Raw genomic sequence first — 26,353 nt, 5'->3', positions numbered from 1 at the left:
ATATTATTCATAAACATTCATCTTACTCATAATAATAAAATAACTTCTAACTAATATACTAACCTCAATTTTCTATTAAAAACTATCTTCGCCTTTTTTTAGCAGCCTTTTTATTACTTTTTGTATTTTTCTTCTTACTACTTATATTTTTAGTAGAACGATTATCACGATATGCAGTCGCAAAGGTTAATCCTAAATAACCTTTACTTCCAGTCATAGAATATGCTACATCTCGAGCCATACCTTTTCCACTATAACCACTTTGTCCTTTTCTTTTTACACCACTTCCAGCATTCGCTACAGCGTATCCAGGTACCGCTGTATGAGTACTAACAAATAAACGAGCCCCTTTTCCTAAATGCCTAGCAACATGACCTCCTGATCCTCCTATAATACCACCGGCAACTCCCCAAAGGAAATCCTTACCCATTCTTTTATAATTCATTCCTTTTAAAGTTTTATGTTTTGCATAATGCCCTACTACATAACTGCCCACATTAGCAATTCCGCCAACAGCTCCAGAAGCGACCCACCATGCAAGGTGCCCATCCGGATCCACCTTCATCACCGGATTATTATCAGCATACGTATACCCATTCATTGTAACCGGGTCATCTTCATCACCCGGATCAGGATCCACCGATAAGAACACACCATGCTCTGGGCTATAATATCTTGCAATTAAGTAATACATGCCAATTTCTTTATCGTACATGTATCCCGCATATCCAAATGGATTATCTGCTGCGATACCTTTCGTATCACTCTTTAATACGTTACCCCACGAGTCATATTCATACGTTGCTACAACTTCTTTGTTTTGATCTGTCATCGCCACCACGTCACCACGAGGGTTATAGTGATAATATAACGTTTGTCCATTCGATTTCATAGTCAAACGTACACCATCTACAGAGTACACATATTGACGAAGTACTTTTCCACTTCCATCCGTCTCATACAACGGATTAATACTATCTCCATCATAGAAGTAACGTATTACTTGACCATTTACACTCTTTTCGATACGACGGTTATTCTCATCGTATTTATAAGTTGCGAATGCATTGCTCTCACCTTGTTTTGTGATAGCTACAATTTGGTCATTTTCATTCCATGTATACTTGTACTTTCCGTCTGATGTACGATTTCCATTCGCATCATACGTTAACGATTCATTTCCGAATTTTACAAGTTGATTTCCTTCATTAAATGTTGCTGCTATAGACTTTGTTTCTTTGCCATTTTCTACAACTTTCACACTCGTACGGTTTCCAAATCCATCATATGTGTATGATTTAGTTGTTCCGTTTGGTAGTGCTTCATTTAATAATTGGTTAATCGGGTCATATACAAAGTTTGTTTCTGTTACTTTTCCGCCCGCACCTTCATGTTTAATTTTCGTACGGTTACCTGATTGGTCATATTCATATCGTTCAGAAAGTAGAATACTATTTGACGTACCTACTACTAAATCTTTAATTTTGTTCGCATGGTCGTAGTTGAAGGTAGAACCTGAACCATTTCCAGCTGTATACGTACGAACATTTCCTTGATCGTCATAATCAAATCGATACGTTTGCGAGCCATCTGTCACACGAATGTTTTGATCTAACGTGTTGTAGTCGTACGATACTTTATTTGTGTATCCACCTTGTGTTACTGTTTGTTCTTTTAATTTTTCTGTCTTACTGTTTGCTTTGTCGTGATATGCCCAGTCAATTTTTCCGCCTCGGCTATCTGTTGCGCTTGTGACGCGGTCTGCCTTGTCGTATGTTTTTGTTCGTTCTACGCCATTGACAAGATCTTTTACTTTCGTAACTTGTCCATTTTGATCACGTTCAAATGTAAATGAATCTTTTCCATTACGTTTTTCACCAATGACACGGTCTGCTGTATCATATACAGATTCTAAAATCGAACCATTTGGCATTGTTGTTTTAATCTTGTTTGCATTTTCATCGTACGTATTTTCAATACGACGGTTTAATGCATCGATATACACTGTATTTTTATTATCTACATCATATTCATATTTGTGTGTTTGTGTCTTTCCACCAAACATGACAGATTTCTCTGTTGTATTTCCATTATGATCATAACGATAATTTACAGAAGTACCATTTTTTAATGTAACCTTCGTTAATAGATTATCTTTGTTGTAATCATATAGTTTTGTATTTCCTTTTTCATCTGTCTCGCTCTTTTTATTTCCTGATGCATCGTATGTGAATGTATTCTTCTGTCCTTCTTCATCATACGTCGCAACAACATTTCCGTCGTTATCGTACTCGTTTTTAATAAGGGCGTTACCTTCTAGTAAACGAATATTATCGAACCAAACTTTTCCTTTATTCTCTCTTCTAAATAGAAGGTAGACTTCCATACGCTTAATTGGTTTCGTGGCAGGAATGACAACCGCACTACGATTCCAATCATTTGTACCACTTGGGAATTTCGCCTGATAGTTCGTACCACTACCATCTTGATAATACACATCTGCCCAAATAGAGTAATCTCGTGAGAGCTTATCTGGTGCAGTATTTTCTACATTCTGAGATTTAGACATCCCTGTTAATGTAATTGTCTCTGCTTTTTGTTGGTTTAAATGTATATGTGCACCATAGCCTACATCTGAACCGCCATATTGGCTACGTTCTAATACAATAGACGAATCTCCTGTAAAGCTTTCCTCATGGGAAGTATCTTTCGGATCACAACTTGACCCATTACCTCGAATCCATCCTGGAATACAACCTTTCTCCGTCATATTCTCTACACTACTATTTTCAATTGGATTAAAGCTAGAAGAAACTTCTCCTTTTTCAAGTTGCATCTTATCAAACCATGCAGAACCACTTGAATCCGCTCGATTATAATCAACTTGTAGATAGATTCTAACTTTTTTCGTTTGGCCTGTCGTCTTAAAAGTTACTTGGCGATTCGTCCAATCTTTCTCGCCCTCTATCCTGTTATGACGTGTATCAAACCAATTATTCCCACCATCAAGAGGATTTCCGTCTTCTTTTAACAACTGAACATTAAAGAATGCACCAGCATGCGTTAATGCTGTTTTCATCATCCCACTTAATGTATATGTTGTATTTGGTTCTACTACAATATCCTGAATCGCACTATGGTAGCCCCAACCAGCATTTTGTGCTTTTACTATCATTTGTAAAGATGAAGCTCCACCCAATCCACCAGGTGCAAAGATTGCATCTTTTTTCAAAGCCCCTTGACTATTGCCTTTTTCTTCTTTCCATCCATTCGTTATATCCGTCTCAAAGCTTGGATTTTTAATCAGGTTTTCCCCTGTCCCTAGCTCTCTAGTTGTTTCAATTGGGTTTCCAAATTGATCATACTGCATGAAAGATGATGTATTTGCTGCTTGATCTGTTTCAGATACTTCTGTGTTTGCTCCTTTATAAGCAACTGTTGTTTCACGATTCTCATTATCTGTCGCTTTAACAATCCCATTATCTTTATTGTATTCAAATTTCTCAGTTCCCATTTCATCAGTAACAGAAGTTACATTCCCATTACCATCATAGGTTGCTGTTTCTGTTTGATTTTTAGGAGTTGTTGTTTTCACTAAATTGTTCGCATTATATTCAGACGATGTCGTTAAATTCAGACGTCCCACATCTTCAACTGTTTTCACTGGATTTCCAGCATCGTTATACGTATAAACCGTCTTACGTCCTTTAGGGTTCGTTAACGTAACTTCCTTCGAACCTGTATTATATGCTAATGTCGTAGCTTTTCCTAATGGATCCGTCACTTTTACTAATCTATCATTCTCATATGCATACGATGTTTTATATGGTTTGGCATCTGTATGTTGTGGATCATAAATAGATGTTAGTACCCCATTATCATATCCATATTTATATACTTTTCCTTCTGGTGTTGTAGAAGAAACGAGTAAATCTCCATCATAATTAAAGGTAAGGGTCTTGTTATCTGGACCGATTACTCTTGCTACTTTTTTATTATTACCGTCATATTGTACGACTAATTCTTTACCAGAAGCATTCTTTACTTTTGATAAACGGGATGCACCATCATACTCATATGTCGTCGTGTTTCCATATTTATCTTTTGTATACTCAATACGCCCCTGGGCATCACCAGATTTATAGAATGTAACAGTTTGATCTTTATCTTTTATTTCATATCCGCCTGATACTTGCTTAATCTCTAAATATATACCAGTAGGAGCTTGATACTTATTATCTCCAGTTTTAGTAAATGTAACATTTGCTCCGTCAGCAGAAATTAACAGTAAGTTTCCATTTCCGTCGGCCCAAATTCTTTCCTCTAATCCACTCGACCAACCCGTACCAAATAAACCTACCTTCTTACTTTGACTATTATACGTTCTTTCTACTGATACGTCTGGCCCGCGCCCTGATAATGTAATATCTTTCTCACTCATGATAAAGTTACCATTTGTAGCATTCACTTTACCATTTAACACCGGAACTGATGCCCAGTAATCAAACATCCCCATAAATCCAAAGTCTTGAGAGAATTTAGGGACAAATTCATGCGAAATTTCACTTTCAGCATGCCCCGCTGTACTATACGCTGTTACGCGGAACCAATAGTTTTGTGCACCTGCATAGATTCCACCAGAATTCTTATACACAGGTGATGGATCAACTGCTAATTCTGTCCCTTTTTTATCATGATGAAGTAAATATTGACCTTTTGCGATTTCATCTTTCGTTGGCCAAATCTTCTCATTTTGCGTTGTCCAATTCGTTTTATTTCCGACATCGAACGCTTCATAATCTTTTCCGTTATAAATCCAAACTTTATATCCAGATGCTTCAGGAACCGGATCCCATTTCAATGTCACATATCCTGTTGCCTTATCGGTCGCATTAATATATGCTGAACCATCTGGCTTTTTCACTTGTTCTAATGGAATAGTTGGAACTACTTCATCTGAAAGCGGACTATCGCCAAATGGATATGTCGCAACAACACGAATCCAATAACCACGTCTCCCGCTATAATCTCCATATGGGCTGCCTGCTAAATGAGCATTTTTATAAATTGGCCCTGGATTAACTGGTGCTTCTCCACCACCTGCACCATCTGTATGGAACTCAAATTCCCCTTGTGCAATTTCAGCTGGCGTCGGGAAGATTTTTTTATCTTTTGTCGTCCAACTCGTCACATTCCCAACAGGAATATATTCATAATCATACCCATTAAAAATAGCAACTTTATAACCTGTTGCTCCTGGAACTGCATCCCATTGTACATTGAAGTGACCTGAACCACTACCACTACCATTTGAGTAAGTTTGTACTCTTGGCTTATTCGGTTTTGCGTAAGAATATTTCACTTCTAAGTACGGTGCATTTGCTCCGTTTTCAGCTGCAATAAATTTCTTCCAATGGTTTTGTCCATTTCCGTTTGCATGTAGCTTAAAACCGTTATTTTGTTTTGTGCCTTCCACCCATGCTTTTACTGTATTTGTTACGTTAAATTTTGCCCATTGTCCTCTTGTTACATCAGCATGCGCAATATTTGCAGAGTTCGGTTTATTATTCCAGTTCACTCCGCCAACATTCCAACTACCAGTAACTTCATCTAACCAAACACCATTTGGTTGATTCGCATAATAATGCCAAACTGTATAGGCATGGAATGTTGCACCTTCAATCTTTGCACCTTTTAAATTTGAAACATTCGGTTTAACAAATGCAAAGTTTGTTCCAGATGATCCATCATAATACCCTACTTTTAACGTGTAGGCATTTTGACCAGAATCCCAAAGTTTTCCTCCTGAATAGTTAACAGTTGGATAGGCACTTGCAGCGTAAGCATTTTCAAAGTTACCTAGTTCAACAGAAGGATCTACATATACCGGATATTTTCGCTCTGGTGCTTGTAACCACTGCGGGTCTGCGGTAACAGTTAATGTATATGTTTTTTCATCTGCCTTCTCAATATTGTAACGAACCGCATCTGACGTTACAGCCTCACCTGATTGTTGATCCACATTTGAATCATTCATATACGGTTTCGGTAATGTGAAGACTTTTTCTTTTTTCTCATTTTGGAAGTCGATTGAACCATCTTCCTGTATATTCGGTGTTAAATCTGTTTCTAATGCAAATGTAAAAATATGATGTCCTGTATACTCGCGTAATACAAAATCTTCTTTTACATTTTCGTTAAACGTCGTACTCTTTAAATCTATATTTGGGAAAATCCCTTTATACCAGACTGTATTATTTTCATGTGTTGCAGTGACCGGTGACGGCTTCACTTCACCTTTTTCACCATTTGCACTCATTAATTTATACTGAATCGTATGATCTTTTACTTTAAATTGAACGTACTTTCCATCTTGTGCTGCCTTTTCAAATTCTGGTTCTAATGTTGTATTTTCTGTTACAATTTTTTCATTTGGTGCTTCTACTAATTTCGGTGAAACCTCTTCTAACTTTCCATCTTTCTCAATATGAATCGGTTCCGTATATACCTTTTTCGTATATGTACCATCATTATTATCGAAAACTTTTTCGGTTTCCGTTCTTTCCTCTACAATCTCAGTCGGACTCGCTTGCGCTTTAGCCTGATCCTTCTTTAACTGATCTGGATGTGGAGCTGGTAACTCCTTTTCCTCTTTCTTTTCTACTTCTGGACTTTGTTCTGAATTTGGAGATGGTGTAAACGGTGGTGCCGTTTCCGCCAATCCATTCAGTGGTACGGAAGTAACGATTAATGCAACTACGATAAGTTGTATTAAGTACCTATACCATTTCTTTGCTTCCATAAACTCACCTCGCTGAAATATTTTTAACACATATAATGTTACATATCACAATGTAAACAAATGAAAGAGTAAAGTAAATATAGTTTTAAAGTTTTGAAGATTTCGTGCACAAAATCCGACAAATTAACAACATTTTCACAAATATTATTGCAGATAACTATTTTTATTATATAATTTAAGATTAACAATAATTGATACGATTATTGTTTACTAACAACATGATATGAACCTCATTCAACTAACCTTTTATTTTCACTTTCCATTTTGTTCTAATATTCAATGAAGCTAGTACAATGAGCTTCATATTCCTGGGATAAATATGGTTCCTCTAACTGTAATACCTTTATTTATAGCAGGTAATTAGAATATCTTCCTCGCTATTCATACCAAATAACTGTTTGAACGCGTTCCCCCTCTTCTTATGATATCTATAGTTTTCCCCACTACATTTCGCACACGAAGAACTATCACTACAAACAAAGAGGAAGCCTCCAAAAATATATTTTTGGAGGCTTCCTCTTATTAATAGACTGCTGATTTTAACTCTCTTAAATAACAAAATCCTCTGGAATAAACACCTTCGCTTCTTTCGGCTGTACGTATACAACATCACCTGCTTGAATGCTGAGCTGTTTGAACTGTTCTTTACTAATTTCTGCTTCTAAATACTCATCTGTTCCGTCTCGTTTTAATTCTACATATACGACAGGGCCAACTGCGTGAGAGTATGATACTTTTGCAGGGATTGCATCTACGCTTTGTTTCGTACGGGAGATGGATAAGTGATGCGGCCTTACGTAGGCTACTCCGTCTACGTTTGAAACGTGCTTATGCTCTGGTGCTTCTAGTTCCACTGATCCTACATTCAGCTTACCTTTATGGACGCGGCCGTGAAATAAATTTACATTCCCTAAAAAGTCATACACGAACGGGCTTGCTGGGTTTTCATATACTTCTTCCGGTGTTCCCATTTGTTCAATGCGACCCTCATTCATTACAACGATGCGGTCCGCAACGTCTAGTGCTTCTTCTTGGTCATGCGTTACGAATACGCTCGTTATTTGAAATTCGTCATGTAGTTTCCGGAGCCATCTTCGTAATTCTTTTCTCACTTTTGCATCAAGTGCCCCGAACGGTTCATCGAGTAATAAAATTTTCGGTTCAACTGCAAGTGCCCGCGCTAGCGCGATACGCTGTCGTTGTCCGCCAGATAGTTGCGCTGGGTAACGTTTGGCGAAACCATCCATCTTTACTAGTTTCAATAGTTCTGTTACTTTTTCTTCTATCACTTCTGCTGACGGTCTTAAGCTTTTCTTTCTTACCTTTAAGCCGAAAGCGACATTTTCAAATACATCCATATGTTTAAAGAGCGCATAATGCTGGAAGACGAAGCCGACTTGCCGATTTTTCACATGAATGCTCGTTAAGTCTTCCCCATCAAATGATATAGAGCCGTCATCCGCTTCTTCTAATCCGGCAATAATTCGTAATAACGTCGTTTTCCCAGAACCTGACGGGCCTAATAAGGCGACAAGTTCGCCTTTTGGAATATCCAAATGAATGTCTGTTAACGCCTGAAATGCACCATATTGTTTTGATACATTTTGAATTTGAATACTCACCATAATCCCCCTTATTGTCGTTTTTCCATTCTCCATTCAATCCAGTTTTTTATAACGAGCGTAAGAACAGCGATGAGTGACATTAAAGTCGCCACAGCGAACGCTGCTGAAAATTGATATTCATTGTACAAAATTTCAATGTGAAGCGGCATCGTATTCGTAACACCGCGTACGTGACCTGATACAACAGAAACTGCTCCGAACTCACCGATAGCCCGGGCATTACATAGGATCATGCCGTATAAAAGACCCCATTTTATATTGGGAAGTGTAACGCGCCAAAACATTTTCCAGCCACTTGCGCCAAGTGATAGAGCTGCCTCTTCTTCACTTTTCCCTTGCGCTTGCATAATCGGAATTAGTTCACGTGCAACAAAAGGAAACGTTACAAAAATCGTTGCGATAATAATGCCTGGGACAGAGAAAATGAGTTTGATCCCATGCTCGAGTAACCATCCGCCAAGAGCAGCCCTCGGTGTAAAAAGTAAAACGAATACTAATCCTGCGATAACTGGTGACACAGCAAATGGCAATTCAATAAGAGAAAGCAATATTTGTTTTCCTTTAAACTGAAATTTAGTAATAAGCCATGCAGCCGCTATCCCGAATATCGTATTAAGCGGTACGACGATACATGCAACGAGAAGCGTTAACCGAATTGCCGAAAATGCTTCTTGATCTGTTACGGCTGCAACGTATACATCAATCCCTCGTTCGAAAGCCTTTAGAAAAATTGTTATAAGCGGCAGTAATAGAAAGAGAGATAAAAATAAAACTGTAATCGTAATAAATACAATTGGTACAAACTTAGATTCTTTTTTAGGTGATTTGCTTTTTACTATTTTCTTTTCTAGTAATGTTGGTTCCATTTTCTCCCCTCCTATTCGCTTTTCAGTTCATGCCTTCTACTCCAGCTTTGAATCATATTGATAAGAAGAAGGAAAAGGAGAGAAACAATAAGCATTACAGTCGCTACAGCTGTTGCGCCCGCATAATCATATTGTTCTAGTTTTGTCATAATCATCAGTGGTGCAATTTCTGTTTTCATCGGCATATTCCCTGCGATGAAAACGACAGATCCGTATTCTCCTAATGCTCGTGCAAATGCGAGTGAAAAACCCGCCAGAAGAGCGGGAAAGATTTCTGGTAAAATGATTTTCACAAATATTTGAAAGCGTGATGCCCCTAAACTCGAGGCCGCTTCTTCTATTTCTTTATCAATATTTTGCAGTACCGGTTGCACCATCCGGACGACAAATGGTAAACCGATAAAAGTAAGCGCAACGATTATTCCAAGTTGTGTGAATGCTACTTTTATATGAAACACGCTTAATATTTTTCCAATCCAGCCATTTTCCGCATATAAAGTGGTAAGTGTAATACCAGCTACGGCTGTAGGCAGGGCAAACGGTAAATCAATGAGTCCATCTAATAATCGTTTCCCTGGAAATGTGTAGCGAACGAGTACCCAAGCAATTAATAAGCCGAAAATGGCATTTACAACCGCCGCTGCAAATGAAGTTGTCAAGCTAACTTGATAGGAATGTAACACACGCTCGTTCGTTATAACCCCAGCAAACTTCTTCCAACCTAACTGTGAAGTTTGAATAAATACGATAGAAAGTGGTATAAGTACGAATAAACTCATATACAGCATTGTAAACCCAAGAGATAATCCAAACCCTGGTAAAACACGTTTCTTTCTCATCTTCTTTCACCTCATCCCCCTTTAGCAGCGCCCATTATTTTTGATACATTTTATCGAATACGCCGCCGTCATTAAAGTGTTTTTCCTGTGCCTTTTTCCAACCACCAAATAGTTCATCTACTGTAAATAATTGAATCTTCGGAAATTGAGATGCGTATTTTTCTGCTACTTTTTCATTACGAGGACGATAAAAATTTTTCGCCGCAATTTCCTGCCCTTTTTCTGAGTACAAATATTCCAGATATCCTTCTGCTACTTTTTTCGTTCCTTTTTTATCAACGACTTTATCTACAACCGCTACTGGTGGTTCCGCAAGTACACTAATAGACGGTGTTACAATTTCAAATTTATCTTTTCCAAGTTCTTTTTGTGATAACAACGCTTCATTTTCCCACGCGATTAATACGTCTCCAATTCCTTTTTCAACAAATGTTGTCGTTGCTCCGCGTGCTCCTGAATCAAGTACTTCCACGTTTTTATAAATTTGCCCAACAAATTCTTTCGCCTTATCTTCACTGTTATTATATTTTTTCAGTGCGTATCCCCACGCCGCTAAATAGTTCCAACGTGCTCCGCCTGATGTTTTCGGATTTGGCGTAATGACAGACACACCTTTTTTCGTTAAATCATCCCAGTCTTTAATTCCTTTCGGGTTGCCCTTTCGCACTAGAAATACAATTGTTGATGTGTACGGAGTTGAATTATCCGCAAATCGCTTTTGCCAGTCTTCTGCTAACTGTTTCTTCTTGCTAATCGCATCAATATCATAAGCAAGCGCTAGCGTAACAACATCTGCTTCTAAACCATCAATAACAGAACGCGCCTGACTTCCAGACCCTCCGTGTGATTGTTTTACATTTACCGTTTGCCCATTTTTCTCTTTCCAATACTTCGCAAATTCTTTATTGAAGTCTTGATATAATTCCCTAGTTGGATCATATGAAACATTTAAAAGCTCAACTGTTTTTTTATCTCCACTTCCTTCAGAATTATTAGTGGATGTTGCCGAACCACATCCTGATAAAAGCACAACTGCTGATAATAAAATACCTGTACTTTTCATAAACGCTGTCTTACCCCACTTTTTCATTGTTAAGCCCCCTTAGTTTATATAATAGAAAAAGGCACACAATATATTCACAAAAGTGAACATTGTGCGCCTTCAGTTTATCTGATTAGCTTCTAATGCATTTTATTCGATTTCTTTTCATTTTAATTCCGTAATTCATATGTGTCAACTTGGATTTTGTTTTTTCTTCCTAAATAAAAATCAGTGAGGATCGTCCCTCACTGATTACAGTTTCAATTTATTTCTTTAACTTATCCGTCTTCGCAATAAATTGCGCTGCTTCCGCACGGCTTACCGCTTTATCTGGAGCCCAGCCATTATCTGTTCCAATTGAAATGTTTTCTTGGATTAAAATATTGGCATACTTCGCACCCCAATGATTGTTTAAGTCAGCAAATTCTTTTGGTAGTTTCATATTTTCATTTCTTTCTAATTTATATGCATTTACTAGCATAGAAGCCATTGATGCACGGTTAATTAACCCGCTTGGATTAAAGTTACCTTTCTCATCACCTTTTACAATACCTGCTTTTTCAACTGCTGCGATGTATGGTGTAGCCCAGTGATTTTGTGCATCAGGGAATGATGGCTTTGCATCTTTCTTAATTTCTAAACCTAGAACAGTTGCTAATATTTTCGCAGCTGAGCCACGATCGATATTTTCAGCCGGAGCAAATGTACCATCTGGCTTACCGTGCACTGCTTCTTTATCTACTAAATATTGAACTGATTCTTGTGCCCAGGCCGGTACATCTGAGAATTTAGGCTTCTGTTCAATTGCACTTGCATCAATTTCAAACTGTAGTTGATATTTATGATCATATTTAATTGCTGGAATTAATATATGCATTTGCATATTATATTTTTTCGAGAACTCACCGATTTCAAATCGAACAACTTTCGTGCCATTATTCGCTTTATCTTCGGAGATTACTTTTACATCATGGAATGTCCCTATTTTATTTGGATCTTCTACTCTAAGATACTGAAAATAGCTACTATCTTGAACTGTTAACGTAACGATTTTTTTATCACCTTGAATCGTTACTTTTGGATTTTTTAAATATGTAGATGCAACTGATGTATCATTCGTTTGATCTTTATAAGTCTTTAAAATAACGTCATATGTGCCATCTGCTAGTTTGCTAGTTGCTTTCATTTCTACTGCCGCTTCTGCTTTCGCAATCGGTGCCATAATACCACTAAATGGAACTGCTAAAGTTGCTGCTATAACGAACGCATTAACATATTTTTTCTTAATCATTATCAACATGACCTCTCTCTTTATATGATTATACCCAACATAACCATCATATTGATAATGATTATCAATGTCAAATAAAAAATATCATTTCCTGCACAAATATGCCTTTCGCTCATTTTTAAACAGTAAATAATGTGCCGTATGAACTTTTCTTTCCAAATAATCAATAGAATACGAGCTTGATGGATCGACTAAATCACCTATCGCACCTGAAAGATGATCAATGACTTGTTGCAGTATTTCTAAGTTTTTCTTTTCACTTTCCGCGTTCATTTCATCCATAATGTCACAAATAAGGTATTGAACTCTCCGTAAACGTAATTCCTTTTGCTCCACGTATATCTCCTCCTTATTAGTCATATTACGGTCTAAATATATGGCACCATAGCTTAACCAATGCTAAAAAATACAAAGGCAACCACCTTCATAAAGATGGTTGCCCCTATTTTTATACTTGCATCGCTTTCTCTTTTAACGCCCTTCTTAACAATTTACCCGTCGTATTCTTTGGTAATTCTGTTAAAAACTCGATACTCACCGGCACTTTATATTTTGCTAAATGTAACGTGCAATAATGCATAAGCTCCTCTTCTGTTACTTGAGCTTGTTTCAGAACGACGTAAGCTCGCACTGCTTCTCCTAAGTTTTCATCAGGAACGCCAATTACGACAACTTCTGCTACAGATTCGTGTGTGTATAATACTTCCTCTACTTCACGAGGATATACGTTATAACCGCCAACTAAGACGATATCTTTTTTACGATCAACGATATAGAAGTAACCTTCTTCATCCATTTTCGCTAAGTCTCCTGTATACAGCCAGCCGTCTTTCAATGTCGCAGCTGTATCTTCTGGCGCGTTATAATATCCTTTCATAACGTTAGGTCCGCGAACAATTAATTCGCCAACTGCACCAACAGGTACTTCTTCCCCAAGTTCGTTCACAATTTTATTTTCTACATGCCAAATATTTGTACCAATCGACCCTGGTTTACGCGGACGATCTAGCGGGTTAAAACAAGTAACTGGTGATGCTTCTGATAAACCGTATCCTTCTGAAACGATAACGTCAAAACGTTTTTCAAAGTTTTGCAGAAGAGCAACAGGCATTGATGCACCACCTGAAATACAAAGGCGAAGCGTCTTCACATCTTCTGCGCTTGCTTCTTCGAATAAATATAAATAATTGTACATCGTCGGTACACCAGCAAAAATCGTCGGTTCGTACGTACGACAAATACGGAATACTTCTTTCGGACTAAATTTCGGTAACATTAAAATAGTCGCTCCGTTCACAATTGGCGCATTGACCGCCACTGTTAAGCAAAATACATGGAACATCGGTAAGGCGGCAACGACGCGATCATCGGCAGTATATTGTAAATACGACGCCACGTCGCTCGCATTACTATATAAATTTTTATGTGTTAACATAGCGCCTTTCGGTTTTCCAGTCGTGCCTGAAGTGTATAGAATAACCGCTACATCTTCTTCATCTAGCTCTGGGCCTTCGTAAGTTAAATCTCCAGCCCCTACCATTGTCGTAAACGTTTTCATTTTTTCGGTTTCTGTATGTTTAAAATCTGATGAGGTTTCGCATATGATGATGTTTTCAAGTGAAGGAAGTCTTGTTGTAAGAGATTGTATAACAGGTAGAAGGACGTCGAGTACGATGATTGTTTTTACATCTCCATTTTGTAAAATGTAATGCATTTCGTCTGCTGTATAAATTGGATTAACCGGAATGACAGTTGCTCCAGCTTTCATTGTTCCGTATAAACCGACCAAAAAATGTGGTGAGTTTCCAACAACTAATGCGACATTGTCCCCTTTTCCAATGCCCATCGCTGCTAAATTGCTAGAAAACCTTGTGACCATTTTATTTAATTGGTCATACGAGACCGACTGATCCATAAATATATAAGCCGGTTTATCCCCCTTCTTTTTCGCCGTTTCAGCCAAAGATTGAACGAGATTCACACAAACCCCACCTTTATAAAATTTAGAATATTTAAAAATTCTAAATTAATTATATTAAAAGAAAATTAAAGTAGCAAGTGATATTCCATTAATTGCATATACAACGATCACCTCCTGTTGATTCACTTTGGAAGGATACGGGAATTTCGTGTGTTAATAAATTATGAAACGAAGGCTAAAATCATTTCAGGATAATATGCACTCATCTTTTCACTAAGTTTTTCTAGTTCCTCTTTATTCAAGCTCGTATACTCCCCATACAAGTTGATTGCATCCGCTCCATTTTCATGAAAGAACAATGTAACATATAACGTTGGCATTCCTTTATTGTCCTCGTCTATCGACAAGACAAGATCTGGCGTTTTATTCACCGTACTAAACGCTCCATTTCTTTTCCATTCCTTATTTTGAAACATAGTTCGTATATCATCTATCTTTCGCCTGTTATCTGTATGTGTAAAATATATGACATTATCTTTCGCTGGTTTTCCAATAGATAAAAGTGTGCGACTTGAGGACGTTTCATCGTTACACGCTGTCATTCCGATGACGAAACTGAGTAGTAATACGACGTACATTACCCTTTTCATTTCGATCCGCCTCCTTTTAAATATATATATATTCCTTTATAAGGGGGAAATGTCCTGTGATTGTATGGTGAGTGAAATTGTATCGACTTACCGAAAATTTACGCAAAAAAAAGAGGCTGCCAGTTACGGCAGCCTCCCTCATTTTTAGAAGAATAAATGTAAGAAATCTTCTGTTGTAATATTACCGAAGTAACGTGCGATATCTACGCCTTCTAAAGCTACAGTGAATGCATCTTTATCAAATTGTACACCTGTTAGACGCTCTTCAATGTCATGTACATCTAGTGAGCCGAAGAAGTCACCGTAAATTTTACATTCTGTTACTGTTCCTTTTTTCACTTCAAGACGAACGTCAACTTGGCCAACTGGGAAGCGGTGTGAATGTTGTAAGTTGAACTTTGGAGATTTTCCGTAGTTCCAATCCCAATTTTGATAACGTTCTTCAGAAAGTTTATGGATTTCTTTCCAATCATTTTCTGTTAATTCGTACATCGGAATGTCTATTTCACCTTCGAAAATTGTTTCTAGAAGAAGTTGTCTAAACTCTTCTGTCGTCATTTTTTCATTTAAAAACTCTGTAATATTCGCAACGCGGCTACGGATTGATTTGATTCCTTTTGATTGGATCTTATCCATTTTTACTTTTAACGCTGATACGACGTGATCGATTTCAGAGTCAAATAGTAACGTACCGTGACTGAACATACGACCTTTCGTTGAGAACTGCGCGTTACCTGAAATTTTTCTACCTTCAGCTAAAATGTCGTTACGACCACTTAGTTCTGCATTTACGCCTAATTTACCAAGAGCTTTCGTTACAGGCTCTGTGAATTTTTTGAAGTTGCTGAAACTGTCTCCATCATCTTTCGTAATAAAGCTGAAGTTTAAGTTTCCTAAATCGTGATATACTGCGCCTCCGCCTGATAGACGACGAACGACATGAATACCTTTTTCTTTTACGTAATCTGCATTAATTTCTTCTACTGTGTTTTGGTTTTTACCAATGATAATGGAAGGTTCGTTAATGTAGAACAGTAAATATGTTTCGTTAATATCTAAATTCTTCACACAATATTCTTCAATTGCTAAGTTTATTCTAGGATCTGTAATTCCTTTATTATCAATAAATAACATCATATCACCTCATGAGTTCCATACGTAGCCACTATGCGCTAGCGTAATATAGCCACTGAAAATTTGTTTTGCTTCTGTTACTAAATCAGATGTGTTGCCTGTATGCGGTAAATGCGTTAATAAAAGTTCTTTTACATTCGCATCTTTCGCAATACTTGCTACTTCTGTACTATTCATATGTCCTGCTTTTGCCGCTTCTTGATGTGCATACATATTACACTCACAAATGAAAAGATCAGCATCTTTTGTGAATGGAATGAATTCAGGAATATAACTGGAATCCGCGCTATATACTACAGCGTCACTACCAGCTGTAATACGCATCGCAAAGCATGTAACAGGATGAACAGTTTTTAAGAATGAAATCGAGAACGGTCCAACTTGAAGTGTTTCTTCTGGGTTGTATGCGATTCCTTTCGTATGTGGTTCATGTGTTAAAGAATGGAATCCATTCTCGTCAAACGTATGACCGTATATTGGTAATTCCGGTAGTTGCCCCTTTGTCGCACTCGTAATTAATCTCGCATATTGCAATACCCCAATGTCTGCAACATGATCGTGATGATAATGCGAAAGTACAACTGCATCTATATCAGACGGTGTTATATATTTTTGAAGCTGTGCTAGTACACCACTACCACAGTCTACAAGTAAACGAAAACCATCGTGTTCAAACAAATACCCCGACGTTGCTTCTCCCGCTTCTGGAAAGCCGCCCCAAAAGCCGACAACAGTCATTTTCATATGTATCCATCCTTTCTAAAAACCGAGTAGGAATGCATGTTTCACTTACATCCTACATTGTTAACTATAATCCATTTCCTAAACTTTTTCATTAATTTTCAATTTTGTTATAAAACAGTTGTTGACTTTTGTTTTTTGTACTAATACAATGATAGTAAGAAATGGAAATGGAGGGATTGACATGATCGATCAACCAATGGAGTTTTTCAGAAATTTACCGACGAAAACTTGTGCGCACTGCGGGAAAGAAATTGATGAGCAGCACGAAGCGTACCATAACAAATGTGATGACTGCGTTCACGAAGAATAGTAGTTTATGAACATAAAAAAACCTAGCAGACATAGTCTACTAGGCTAATAACATCGTATCTTTCTTCATCGTTGAACCTTTCACCAAGAGCTCCAGTTCAAACTCATACAATTCTTTTTGTCGATAATTTTTCGTATGGATTTTATCCATCATCAGGTCGACAACTTTTCGGGCCATCTCATCGATTGGCTGTTCAATTGTCGTAATACCTGGCTCTGTAATCTGTGATAATATTTGATTATCAAAACCGATAACAGCGAGATCATCTGGAATGCTCCAGTCATGGCGTTTTGCCTCTGAAATAATTCCAGCTGCAACCTCGTCGCCTCCTGCCAAAATCGCGGTAGGATTTTTTTTGTCCTTTAATACTTCATGGAATATTCTCTTTCCATCGTCCCAAGAGAAAGCGTTTTCAAGAAAATCGATCGCTTCTACTTGGCGGCTCTTCTCCGTGATGGCACGTAAAAAGCCCATTTTTCGCTGTTGGCTAACCACTTTGGTTTCGTTACCACGACAAAAAATAAGATTACGATATCCTTGTTCTAACACATGCTTAGCAGCTATGTATGCTCCTTGTGCATGATCAAACTTCACTGTTGGAACATTTGCTTCCTCAATATATTCATTACATAACACGATTGGACCGTGCTGTAAGTATGGCTCTACATCTTCCCACGGATTTTCTAGTGAACATAGAATAATCCCATCTACTTGTTTCGTAGATAATAATTGTAAATACTCCATCTCTTTTTCCGGTAAATATCTTGTTTGACAAATAATCAGTTTATATTTATGTTCAGAAGCAGCAATCTCGATTGCTTCGATAAATCTACTGAAGAAAGGATTTGTAATCCTTGGAACGAGCACCGCAATTGTTTCCGTCTTTTGTTTACGAAGCCTTCTCGCCGCAGAATTAGGAACAAAGCCTAAATGCTTCATTGCTAATTGAACCCTTTTTTTCTTCTCATCTGAAACATATGGATGATTATTAATCACCCTAGAAACCGTTGTCCTTGATAACCCCGCTAATTTCGCCACGTCCTCTATAGTCGACACGAAATTCTCCCCCTTTGCATGAAAACGTTTTCTTAAATTGATTATATAGTATATTATTGGAAACTGCAATATGGGTTGTTATGATTTTACTATATTAATATTATACATAGGAAAAAGTCTGTTAATAGGAGGGAAATTTATATTAGTTTTAGAAGTTTACAGTAGGCATATTTATAAAAGATACAGGGGGATACTTCATGAATCGGACGGATCGTTTATTAGCTATATTAATTGAATTACAAAGAAGACAAACTGTTACAGCACAAAGCTTAGCTGAAAAATTTGAGACAAGTATAAGAACGATTTATAGAGATATGGATGCACTTGGTGAATCTGGCGTCCCACTTTTCGCCACGCCTGGCCAAGGTTATTCATTAATGGATGGCTATTTCTTACCACCCATTCAGCTTACGTCTGAAGAGGCTGTTACTCTTTTATTAGGCGGTGATTATATCGAGAAAACTTTCACTTCTTCTTTCTCTGTACATGCAAAATCGGCAAAAGAAAAACTTGAGGTTGTCCTCCCTACTGATCAACAAAAGAAATCCCGAGAGTTACGAGGGACTTTCCGTTTCCTTTCTCCTATATTTTCACACAAACAATCTGAACAAGAAAACCTTGAAAAACAACTTATCCTGTTGCAAGAATCTATCCAAAAAGAACAGGCTATCTCTTTTTCTTATCGTAAACCAAGAGAAACTACAAAAATAAAACGGACCGTTCATCCTTACGGCTTAGTCAATATTTCAGGAATTTGGTATGTCGTTGCCCATTGTTTACTGCGAGAACAAATACGTAATTTCCGCTTAGATCGAATGGAGGAATTACAGCGAGAACAAGAATTCTTTACAAAACCCGAAGACTTTTCTTTGCAAGAATATCAGCCTGAAAGCAACCGTACTGTGATGATTCATTTATTATTCCCAGCCCATATTGCACATAAAATTATTGAATCACGATACTTCTTCATAGATTCATACGAGCATAGAGACAATGGTTTTCACGTCTTTTTGAAATCGAGAAACATAGACGAAGTATTTCAATGGGTATTAAGCTGGGGAAGCCAAGTGCAAGTACTTGAACCAAACGTTCTATCTGAGAAAATCCGTGATGAAGCAAGGAAAATGTTAAAACTTTAATTGTTGCATTTCACTACTGACATAATGTTGTCAGCATTACTTCTTTATAGTAGGGAGTAACAAATACATTTTCATAAAAAGGAGTTAGTGATATGAAGAATTTTGAAGAGTTAGCAACGTACTACATAGAGGAATTAGAAAAGTACTCTATAGAACAATTTAGGATGAAGCCTTCTCATGAGGAATGGTCTCTCGGTCAAATGTATAATCACTTAATTTCAGCTACACACATGCAGTTAGATGCAATCGCGAAATGCAGAACTGAAGCGCCTTCTGTAACTAATAAAAAAACGGATATGGGAGAAAAGGTATATATGATGGGAGCTTTCCCAGACATAAAAATCAAATTACCAGATCATCCTGGATATACGCCTGAAAACCCAGCTAATAAAGAAGACGTACAGAAACAGCTTCTAGACTTAATTACAATTGTTAAAGACATTGAGCCAACACTTTCTTCTATCCCAAGTGATTGTAAAGTCGAACATCCTGGGCTTGGTTACTTACATGCAGCAGAATGGTTCCAGCTTATTTCTATGCATTTTGCACATCATCTTCGTCAGAAAGAGCGATTGGAACTTAAGGCTTGCTAAGTGTAAACCTTCCACTAAAAAGAGACTGCCAATATTGGCAGTCTTATCACTAAAATATGCACCGTCTATATGATGACTCATAAAGTCTCACTTACTATCAATAGAAAACTCCTTTATTTTATTCAATATAAAGCCCCATCAATACGTCATCTCCATAAGATCCATCTTCATATTTAATTTGCTTTATTTGTCTTCCTTCTTCTATAAATCCCATACGTTTATACACCTTAATCGCCCTATCATTAATAGAAACTACGCCTAAGCAAATTTTCTCTAAACCTTCCTGTCCTTTAGCCCAGCTAATAAGAAATTCAATTAGTTTCGTACCAATGCCTTGATTACAGTACGCCTCTCTAATCCCCATTCCCATTGTGCCTGCATGTCGTAAGCGGTCTAATTCATATCGATTGAAAATTAAAAAGCCAGCCACTTTTTTATCTACTTCATAAACTATGTAAAGATTACCCTTTTCATTGCCTTTCCCTATCTTTTCTTTTTCTGCATCAATATCATTGGGCAGTTTAGTTGGAGATACTATAAAAAACTTAGTAGTAGTTTCCGATAATATAATTTCTTTTCTAATATTCATAATGGATTCTGCATCAATCTCTTTTGCTAATCGTATCACTGAATCACCTCATACCTTTTTCTAAAAACTACAAAGAAGAATAGATAACGTGAGGATTCCCTTTCTAATTCATTATTTTAACTCCTCCCACTTCGTCCAAACTTCTCTCCCGTTTATATGGTACATATTATCCTCTCGCTCCATAAACCCGTGCACAATAAACTCACGTCTAATCGTACAAAAATCATCGTGATATTGTTTTATGAATGTATTAATTTCTTTTTCTGTATATTGATTTTCAGCATTTAATTTGCTAGTTAAATGCTCTAACAATACTAGTTTTTTCTTCTTTTGACCTGGAATCGATTTTAGGCGGTCCTCTTTATCGAAAAAGTTACGAATCGTCGTATCTCTGAATTTCATTTCATTTTCGGTCATTTTGTTATCCTCCATCGGTTTTTTAATACTACAACTTTATTGTTCGTCCTTATTATTTTTCTTCATTCTTTTACTTACAACATCCATAAAGTAATATCCGCTAATTAGCACATAGTAAACTAAAAGTATTCCTAGTGCATCTTTCATATTTATATATTTTTCTTTATGAAACAAGATAGGTGAAAGGGCGTAAACAAGAAAGATGATTAGCGGATTTAAGATAAAATAATAAGTAAGATTTCCTTTCATCATATCAACTCCTCTATTCTAGTTTTCTCTGTAAATTGTTGTAAACCCTTTTCTTTCGTCTCTATAGCTTTTAAAAAGATTCATATATAAACTATAGAAAAGATGCCTACATTAAAATAAAAAAAGCACCAGAAAGGTGCTTTTTTCTACGCTTCAATCGATTGATTTTCAGCAATATTTCTAAATTGTCGTTTGTGCATCCAAGTTAAGGATGCAATTGTTCCAAGTGATAATACAACAATGAAAATCATGAGCACCCCTACGTTTTGCCACATGAAATTAAAGTCTCCGCTTGATACGACTGCTTTCAGTCCTGATACAGAATATGTCATCGGTAACCAAGCGTTGAATGGTTGTAAAAACTTCGGAATCAATTCTAGTGGGAATGTTCCCGCACTTGTTGTAAGCTGAATAATTAATGTGATGATGGCGATGAAACGCCCTGCATCACCAAATGCCGTTACTAAACATTGAATTAATGCGATAAATGCTAAACTTGTAACGATGCTAAAGAGTATGAAATACGGAATACTTTGTACTTCTACACCTAAGCCGAATAGTAATATAATATCTGCTACAATCGCTTGAATAATACCGACTGATAGTAACACGCCGAACTTACTAATAAACCAACTAAATCCAGATTTCGGAACGCCAACTGTATCGCGTAATGGATAAACGATTGATAATAATAACGCCCCAACAAATAAACCGAGTGATAAGAAATACGGTGTAAATCCAGTTCCGTAGTTAGGAACTTCCGCCATTTTCTCCGTCTTCACTTTTACAGGACTTGCAAACATATCATACGTTTTATCCGTCCCTTTCACTTCACCAGTTTTCTCTGCTCCTTCGCCAAGTTTCTCAGCAAGTTCACCGGAACCATCATTTACTTTTACGAGGCCGTCCGTTACTTTTCCGGATCCGTCTGCTAGTTTATTTACGCCGTCGATTAGCTGGGTTGAGCCGGTTGATAATGTACTTAATCCTGTTGTTACTTGGCCAGAGCCATTTGCTAACTTGTTTACTCCATCAACTAATTGACCTGTTCCTCCTGATAATGTGCCTAAGCCTGTTGTCACTTGGCCGGAACCGTCTGCTAACTTATTTACTCCATCGACTAATTGGTTTGTTCCCCCTGATAATGTGCCTAAGCCTGTTGTCACTTGACCCGAACCATTGGTTAGCTGTCCTAAACCACTTGTTACTTTATTAGAACCGTCCGCTAACTTATTCGCTCCCAGCGTTAACTGCTCTGACCCTGTTGATAATTTATTTAACCCGCCATTTATCTTATTTGAACCAGCTGTTAATTCATTTAATCCGTTTATAAGTTTCGGGCCATTTTCAGCTAATTTACTTATTCCTCCATCTAACAGCTGACTACCTTCTTCAATTTTTATAGCCCCAGATTTTACTTCATCTAAACCTTTACCGAATTCCTGGAATTTAGTAACAAAAACGTTCTGTCCATTCGTTAACTTTTCAACACCCATAGCTAGTTCTTTTAAAACTTGAGGATTCGGTAATTCCGTTTGTAATCCATTAACGGTTTCACTTACATTCTCTTTTAAATTTGATACTTCAGTTTTTAAATGACCTGTAGTACCTGCTACTCCTGCTGAATTCTTTTGAACAACAGCAGTACTATTTGTAGCATTCATAATAAAAGGCTTTAATTTTTCTTGGTATTCTTCCGGTAAGCTCTTAATCTGTTCTTGTAAAGCCGCTACATCTTGCATTGCTTTATTTGAATTCTCTACATTCAACTGCGCAGCTGAATCTAATTGTTTTATATTACTTTCAGCTCCATTTATCTTGTCATTTACTTGTTTCAATGAACCTGTTACATTTGGCTTCACGTTCAATGATCCAGTTTTAAAACCTTCCAATTGATTATTTAAATTTTGTAAACCTTGTTGAATATTTTGAGCTCCTTGCGCTAGGTTACCTTGTGCGCTATCCAGCGTTTTCATCCCATTTGAAAGGTTAGTAGCACCTTTTTTCAAATCACTAGATCCGAGAGAAGCATCATGTAAACCATTATTAAATGTTATAAATCGGCCAGTTAAATCGTTTAATCCCCCATATAATTGACCTGATCCAATTGAAAGGTCATCCACCCCTTTTTGTAATTCACCCGTTTTATTTGCAAATGTATTTAAATTATTTGTTAATTGGCTTGAACCATCTGTTAATTTACTTACTCCATTTGTCACTTCACTGGATCCATTTAATAACTTAGCAATGCCTGTTGTCATCTCTCCTGAATTTCCTTGCAAAGTATGCAAACCAGCTGTTACCTGACCAGATCCATCTAACAGCTTATTAATACCACTTGTCATTTCGCCTGATTTTCCTTGCAACGTATAAAGACCCTCCGTTACTTTCCCAGATCCATCTGCTAATTTCCCCACTCCATCCTTCATCTCTCCAGACTTCCCTTGAAGTGTATGAAGGCCATCCGTCACTTTACTTGAACCATCATGTAGCTCACTTAATCCGTCGTGTAGTTTATTTGCTCCTTCCGCCCCATCTGCTAATCCTTTTGAGACGTCTTGAATGGAATCAAACATTTTCTCTGCATATGTTTTCGTTAACGTACTTGATACTTCACCTTTAATTTTTTCAATCGCTGTTCCGCCAATTTGTGAAGATAAGAAGTTTAAACTTTCGTTTGGAATATATTCTAAGTTTAATGGTTTTGGATCATCTTTTAATAACGTTGTAGCGTTACTTGAGAAGTCATCTGGAATGCGTACTAACATGTAATACTTTCTACCTTCCATTCCTTTTTTCGCTTCTTTTTCACTGACAAATTCCCATTTGAAACTTGTATTATCTTTTAAGTTGTCAACAAGCCCTTTTCCGACCTCAATTGGTTTCCCATCAAATACTGCACCTTTATCTAAATTGACTACCGCCACTGGTAAATCATCTAACTGTTTATACGGATCCCAAAAGGCCCATAAAAACATACCTGCATATAAAATTGGTACGAATAAAACCGCGATAATTGGAATTAATATTTTTTTACTTTTTATAATTTCAGTAAACTCTTTACGAAGTAACTGATTCCATTTCATCATTTCTCCCCCTTTTCTAAATGACCAAATTGTTCATTTGGTCATTTCCTCCCAAATAAAAAGGCTATACCTATTCATACATATGCCTTATCCCCGAATTTATACTATGCAACTGTTTCTTCATATGAAGTGAATATTTCTATTATCCCTCCCTAAAATAAACGTATGACCGTTTTGTTCAAACGGTCATTTTTTATAATAATAAAAGGATTATCTTAGTTTGACAATCCTTTTAATAAATAAAGTTCAAATAATTCTGCGATTTTCTCTTTTTCTAGCGGTTCATGATTTTTTTCCCAATCAAAAATAAGCGATACGTATAAGCGAAGCATAATAAATGCTGTAATTTCTGGATCACATTTGCCAATCTCACCTTTTTCAATCGCAATCTTTAAATACGATTGAATGACAGAAACGATTTCCACATCTACTTGTTGCATCACTTCTTGTACTTCTTTCGTTCCCATATCGCGCTCTTCTTGAATTAACTTAATCATGAGCTGATGTTCTTTTCTGAATTCTAATATGCTATATAATGCTCTATGTACATTTTCAAAAAATGAAACATCTGAACGAATTGCATTTTCTGCAACTTGCTTCATCTCTGTAATTAAATTAGAAATAATTTCACCAAATAGCTCTTCTTTATTTTTGAAAAAAGTATAAATCGTTCCTTTTCCTACATTCGCTAACTTCGCTACTTGATCCATCGTTGTTGCTTTATAACCGAACGCTGAAAAAGACTTTGTTGCAGCATCAATAATAGAACGTTTTCGATCTATCGCCACATCGTCACCTCCAAAAATGACCAATTGGATAATATAGTCAATCAGTACATCTTTGATATTACCACACGCTTACATTCTATACAAGTTCTCTTTTTTATTATTTCCAGTATTAAAAAATTCCAGTCAAGTTATATAACACTGTCCATAGTGTATCAAAAAGAATGCTTATATGAAAAACTAGAATATCTTCATAATAATTTCTTTATTTCACTCAATTTTTTTGTAATTGAATCCTTCTGTTACGGATGTTTTCTTCTTCTAACAGTAAAGAATCTGCATGATTTTTAAGTTTAGCTACTACTTCATCTATTAGTTTCTTATCCCCACATCCTAATAAACCTTTCAGCTCAAATAGTAGTTGAATGTCTTTCAGGCTCAACCCCATCTCTTTTAATTCAATAATAACTTGAAAGTCTACTATTTCTTTTTCACTATACCCTTTTCTATTATTTGTTCGATTTGGAACAATTAAATTTAAATCTTCATAGTGCCGAACTGTATCTTTTGTAGTATGTAATAGCGTAACAAATTCTCCGATTCGCATTTTTTTCACTTCCTTAACATTATTTATTGACAGGGGGTTAACCCCGCATATTTTAATGAAATCATATTTTAGCAATATACAAGGAGGAAGTATTTTGAATATCTTTTCATGGAGTAGTAGTATTTTAGCTATCTTTTATGCTTCTCTTCTCATCTTAGCTGGGTTAACTCAATATAAACAGAAACGTATACCTACTTACTCTGCTGTCGGAATTACTGTGTCCGGAATAATTATGCTTGTATCTAGCATTTTAATTTTTTTCATCCCCTCTATATTATTTCTATTAATTGTCACTCTCACTACTGTACACGTATTAACAATAAGGAATGGCTATTATCTTCACGACAAAATTCATATACATCACCATCTAATACGAGGGTGTATTTCTTTCATAATCATATTACCTTATATCATTTAACTGTAAAAAAGTGTTCCAAATGTAAGCAATTCAGGAACACTTTTTTTATTTCAACATAGTATTTCATCATCTGTTCTAATTATTATTATACAACGCTATTTCTCCTAACTTATCTAAACTACGATTAATAATTACCAATGTATTTTAGAAACCAGATTTTATTAACTCATAAATAAACCTTACTTAACGACAACGAATTTCTCTTTTTTCAAATAATCAAATAAAAAAACAAGAAAATCTTTACATTTAA

21 protein-coding genes are annotated in these 26,353 nt (G+C 36.6%); 3 read left to right on the top strand and 18 right to left on the bottom strand.

Annotated elements, in window-relative coordinates; all coding sequences use genetic code 11:
* Positions 1–82 precede the first annotated feature (82 nt).
* The 11 genes from PDL00_RS19125 to PDL00_RS19075 all read right to left on the bottom strand — a co-directional run bounded on the left by PDL00_RS19125 (position 83) and on the right by PDL00_RS19075 (position 16,914).
* Positions 83–6,802, bottom strand: coding sequence for a DNRLRE domain-containing protein (locus PDL00_RS19125; protein WP_270730685.1), 6,720 nt, complete (start codon positions 6,800–6,802; stop codon positions 83–85).
* Between the two features lie 548 nt (positions 6,803–7,350).
* Positions 7,351–8,424, bottom strand: a complete 1,074-nt coding sequence (locus PDL00_RS19120) for a sulfate/molybdate ABC transporter ATP-binding protein (protein WP_270730683.1) — start codon at positions 8,422–8,424, stop codon at positions 7,351–7,353.
* Between the two features lie 11 nt (positions 8,425–8,435).
* On the bottom strand, positions 8,436–9,293 hold the full coding sequence (gene cysW / locus PDL00_RS19115; RefSeq protein WP_242256188.1) for a sulfate ABC transporter permease subunit CysW: 858 nt from the start codon (positions 9,291–9,293) through the stop codon (positions 8,436–8,438).
* Between the two features lie 11 nt (positions 9,294–9,304).
* Positions 9,305–10,132, bottom strand: a complete 828-nt coding sequence (gene cysT, locus PDL00_RS19110; RefSeq protein WP_240587282.1) for a sulfate ABC transporter permease subunit CysT — start codon at positions 10,130–10,132, stop codon at positions 9,305–9,307.
* A 34-nt stretch (positions 10,133–10,166) separates the two neighbouring features.
* Entirely contained in the window at positions 10,167–11,222 is a 1,056-nt protein-coding gene (locus tag PDL00_RS19105; protein ID WP_242256189.1) for a sulfate ABC transporter substrate-binding protein, read from the bottom strand.
* 217 nt (positions 11,223–11,439) lie between these two features.
* Positions 11,440–12,465, bottom strand: coding sequence for an S-layer homology domain-containing protein (locus tag PDL00_RS19100; protein ID WP_270730677.1), 1,026 nt, complete (start codon positions 12,463–12,465; stop codon positions 11,440–11,442).
* An 84-nt stretch (positions 12,466–12,549) separates the two neighbouring features.
* Positions 12,550–12,801, bottom strand: a complete 252-nt coding sequence (locus tag PDL00_RS19095; protein ID WP_000435468.1) for a hypothetical protein — start codon at positions 12,799–12,801, stop codon at positions 12,550–12,552.
* A 112-nt stretch (positions 12,802–12,913) separates the two neighbouring features.
* Positions 12,914–14,446: a fatty acid--CoA ligase family protein gene (locus PDL00_RS19090; protein ID WP_270730675.1), complete on the bottom strand. Its 1,533-nt coding sequence runs from the start codon at positions 14,444–14,446 to the stop codon at positions 12,914–12,916.
* Between the two features lie 161 nt (positions 14,447–14,607).
* Positions 14,608–15,036, bottom strand: coding sequence for a hypothetical protein (locus PDL00_RS19085; RefSeq protein WP_242256194.1), 429 nt, complete (start codon positions 15,034–15,036; stop codon positions 14,608–14,610).
* A gap of 144 nt (positions 15,037–15,180) precedes the next feature.
* Positions 15,181–16,170 carry a lipoate--protein ligase gene (locus PDL00_RS19080; protein WP_242256196.1) on the bottom strand — a complete coding sequence of 330 codons (990 nt, stop codon included), beginning with the start codon at positions 16,168–16,170 and terminating at the stop codon, positions 15,181–15,183.
* Positions 16,171–16,179: 9 nt separating this feature from the next.
* Positions 16,180–16,914: an MBL fold metallo-hydrolase gene (locus tag PDL00_RS19075; protein WP_270730672.1), complete on the bottom strand. Its 735-nt coding sequence runs from the start codon at positions 16,912–16,914 to the stop codon at positions 16,180–16,182.
* A gap of 181 nt (positions 16,915–17,095) precedes the next feature.
* On the opposite strand from PDL00_RS19075, the gene yhfH reads away from it, so the two are divergent.
* Positions 17,096–17,224 carry a protein YhfH gene (gene yhfH / locus PDL00_RS19070; RefSeq protein ID WP_000567010.1) on the top strand — a complete coding sequence of 43 codons (129 nt, stop codon included), beginning with the start codon at positions 17,096–17,098 and terminating at the stop codon, positions 17,222–17,224.
* A 39-nt stretch (positions 17,225–17,263) separates the two neighbouring features.
* Here the strand turns inward: yhfH and PDL00_RS19065 are convergent, their stop codons facing one another.
* Entirely contained in the window at positions 17,264–18,280 is a 1,017-nt protein-coding gene (locus tag PDL00_RS19065) for a LacI family DNA-binding transcriptional regulator (RefSeq protein WP_000103724.1), read from the bottom strand.
* 197 nt (positions 18,281–18,477) lie between these two features.
* Here PDL00_RS19065 and PDL00_RS19060 point away from each other — a divergent pair, with 197 nt between their 5' ends.
* Both PDL00_RS19060 and PDL00_RS19055 read left to right on the top strand, forming a co-directional pair.
* On the top strand, positions 18,478–19,419 hold the full coding sequence (locus tag PDL00_RS19060) for a helix-turn-helix transcriptional regulator (RefSeq protein WP_270730670.1): 942 nt from the start codon (positions 18,478–18,480) through the stop codon (positions 19,417–19,419).
* 92 nt (positions 19,420–19,511) lie between these two features.
* Entirely contained in the window at positions 19,512–20,012 is a 501-nt protein-coding gene (locus PDL00_RS19055; RefSeq protein ID WP_270730668.1) for a DinB family protein, read from the top strand.
* Between the two features lie 118 nt (positions 20,013–20,130).
* Here the strand turns inward: PDL00_RS19055 and PDL00_RS19050 are convergent, their stop codons facing one another.
* The 6 genes from PDL00_RS19050 to PDL00_RS19025 form a co-directional block, all read right to left on the bottom strand.
* A complete protein-coding gene (locus tag PDL00_RS19050) occupies positions 20,131–20,640 on the bottom strand; it encodes a GNAT family N-acetyltransferase (RefSeq protein ID WP_270730666.1) in 510 nt (169 codons plus the stop codon).
* Positions 20,641–20,712: 72 nt separating this feature from the next.
* Positions 20,713–21,018: a DUF2087 domain-containing protein gene (locus PDL00_RS19045; protein WP_270730664.1), complete on the bottom strand. Its 306-nt coding sequence runs from the start codon at positions 21,016–21,018 to the stop codon at positions 20,713–20,715.
* Positions 21,019–21,054: 36 nt separating this feature from the next.
* Complete coding sequence (locus PDL00_RS19040; RefSeq protein WP_270730662.1) at positions 21,055–21,270, bottom strand: hypothetical protein; 216 nt, start codon at positions 21,268–21,270, stop codon at positions 21,055–21,057.
* Positions 21,271–21,413: 143 nt separating this feature from the next.
* Positions 21,414–24,353, bottom strand: coding sequence for a YhgE/Pip domain-containing protein (locus tag PDL00_RS19035; protein ID WP_270730660.1), 2,940 nt, complete (start codon positions 24,351–24,353; stop codon positions 21,414–21,416).
* Positions 24,354–24,568: 215 nt separating this feature from the next.
* Complete coding sequence (locus PDL00_RS19030; RefSeq protein WP_098275586.1) at positions 24,569–25,141, bottom strand: TetR/AcrR family transcriptional regulator; 573 nt, start codon at positions 25,139–25,141, stop codon at positions 24,569–24,571.
* Positions 25,142–25,352: 211 nt separating this feature from the next.
* The gene (locus PDL00_RS19025; RefSeq protein WP_270730656.1) at positions 25,353–25,685 is read right to left on the bottom strand and encodes a MerR family transcriptional regulator; all 333 of its coding nucleotides are present in this window, start codon (positions 25,683–25,685) and stop codon (positions 25,353–25,355) included.
* Positions 25,686–26,353: the final 668 nt, after the last annotated feature.

This window comes from Bacillus cereus group sp. TH152-1LC (assembly GCF_027710505.1).
Classification (GTDB): domain Bacteria; phylum Bacillota; class Bacilli; order Bacillales; family Bacillaceae_G; genus Bacillus_A; species Bacillus_A mobilis.
Note: the sequence above shows the minus strand (reverse complement) of the source record. Positions and strands in the feature narration are given on the sequence as shown.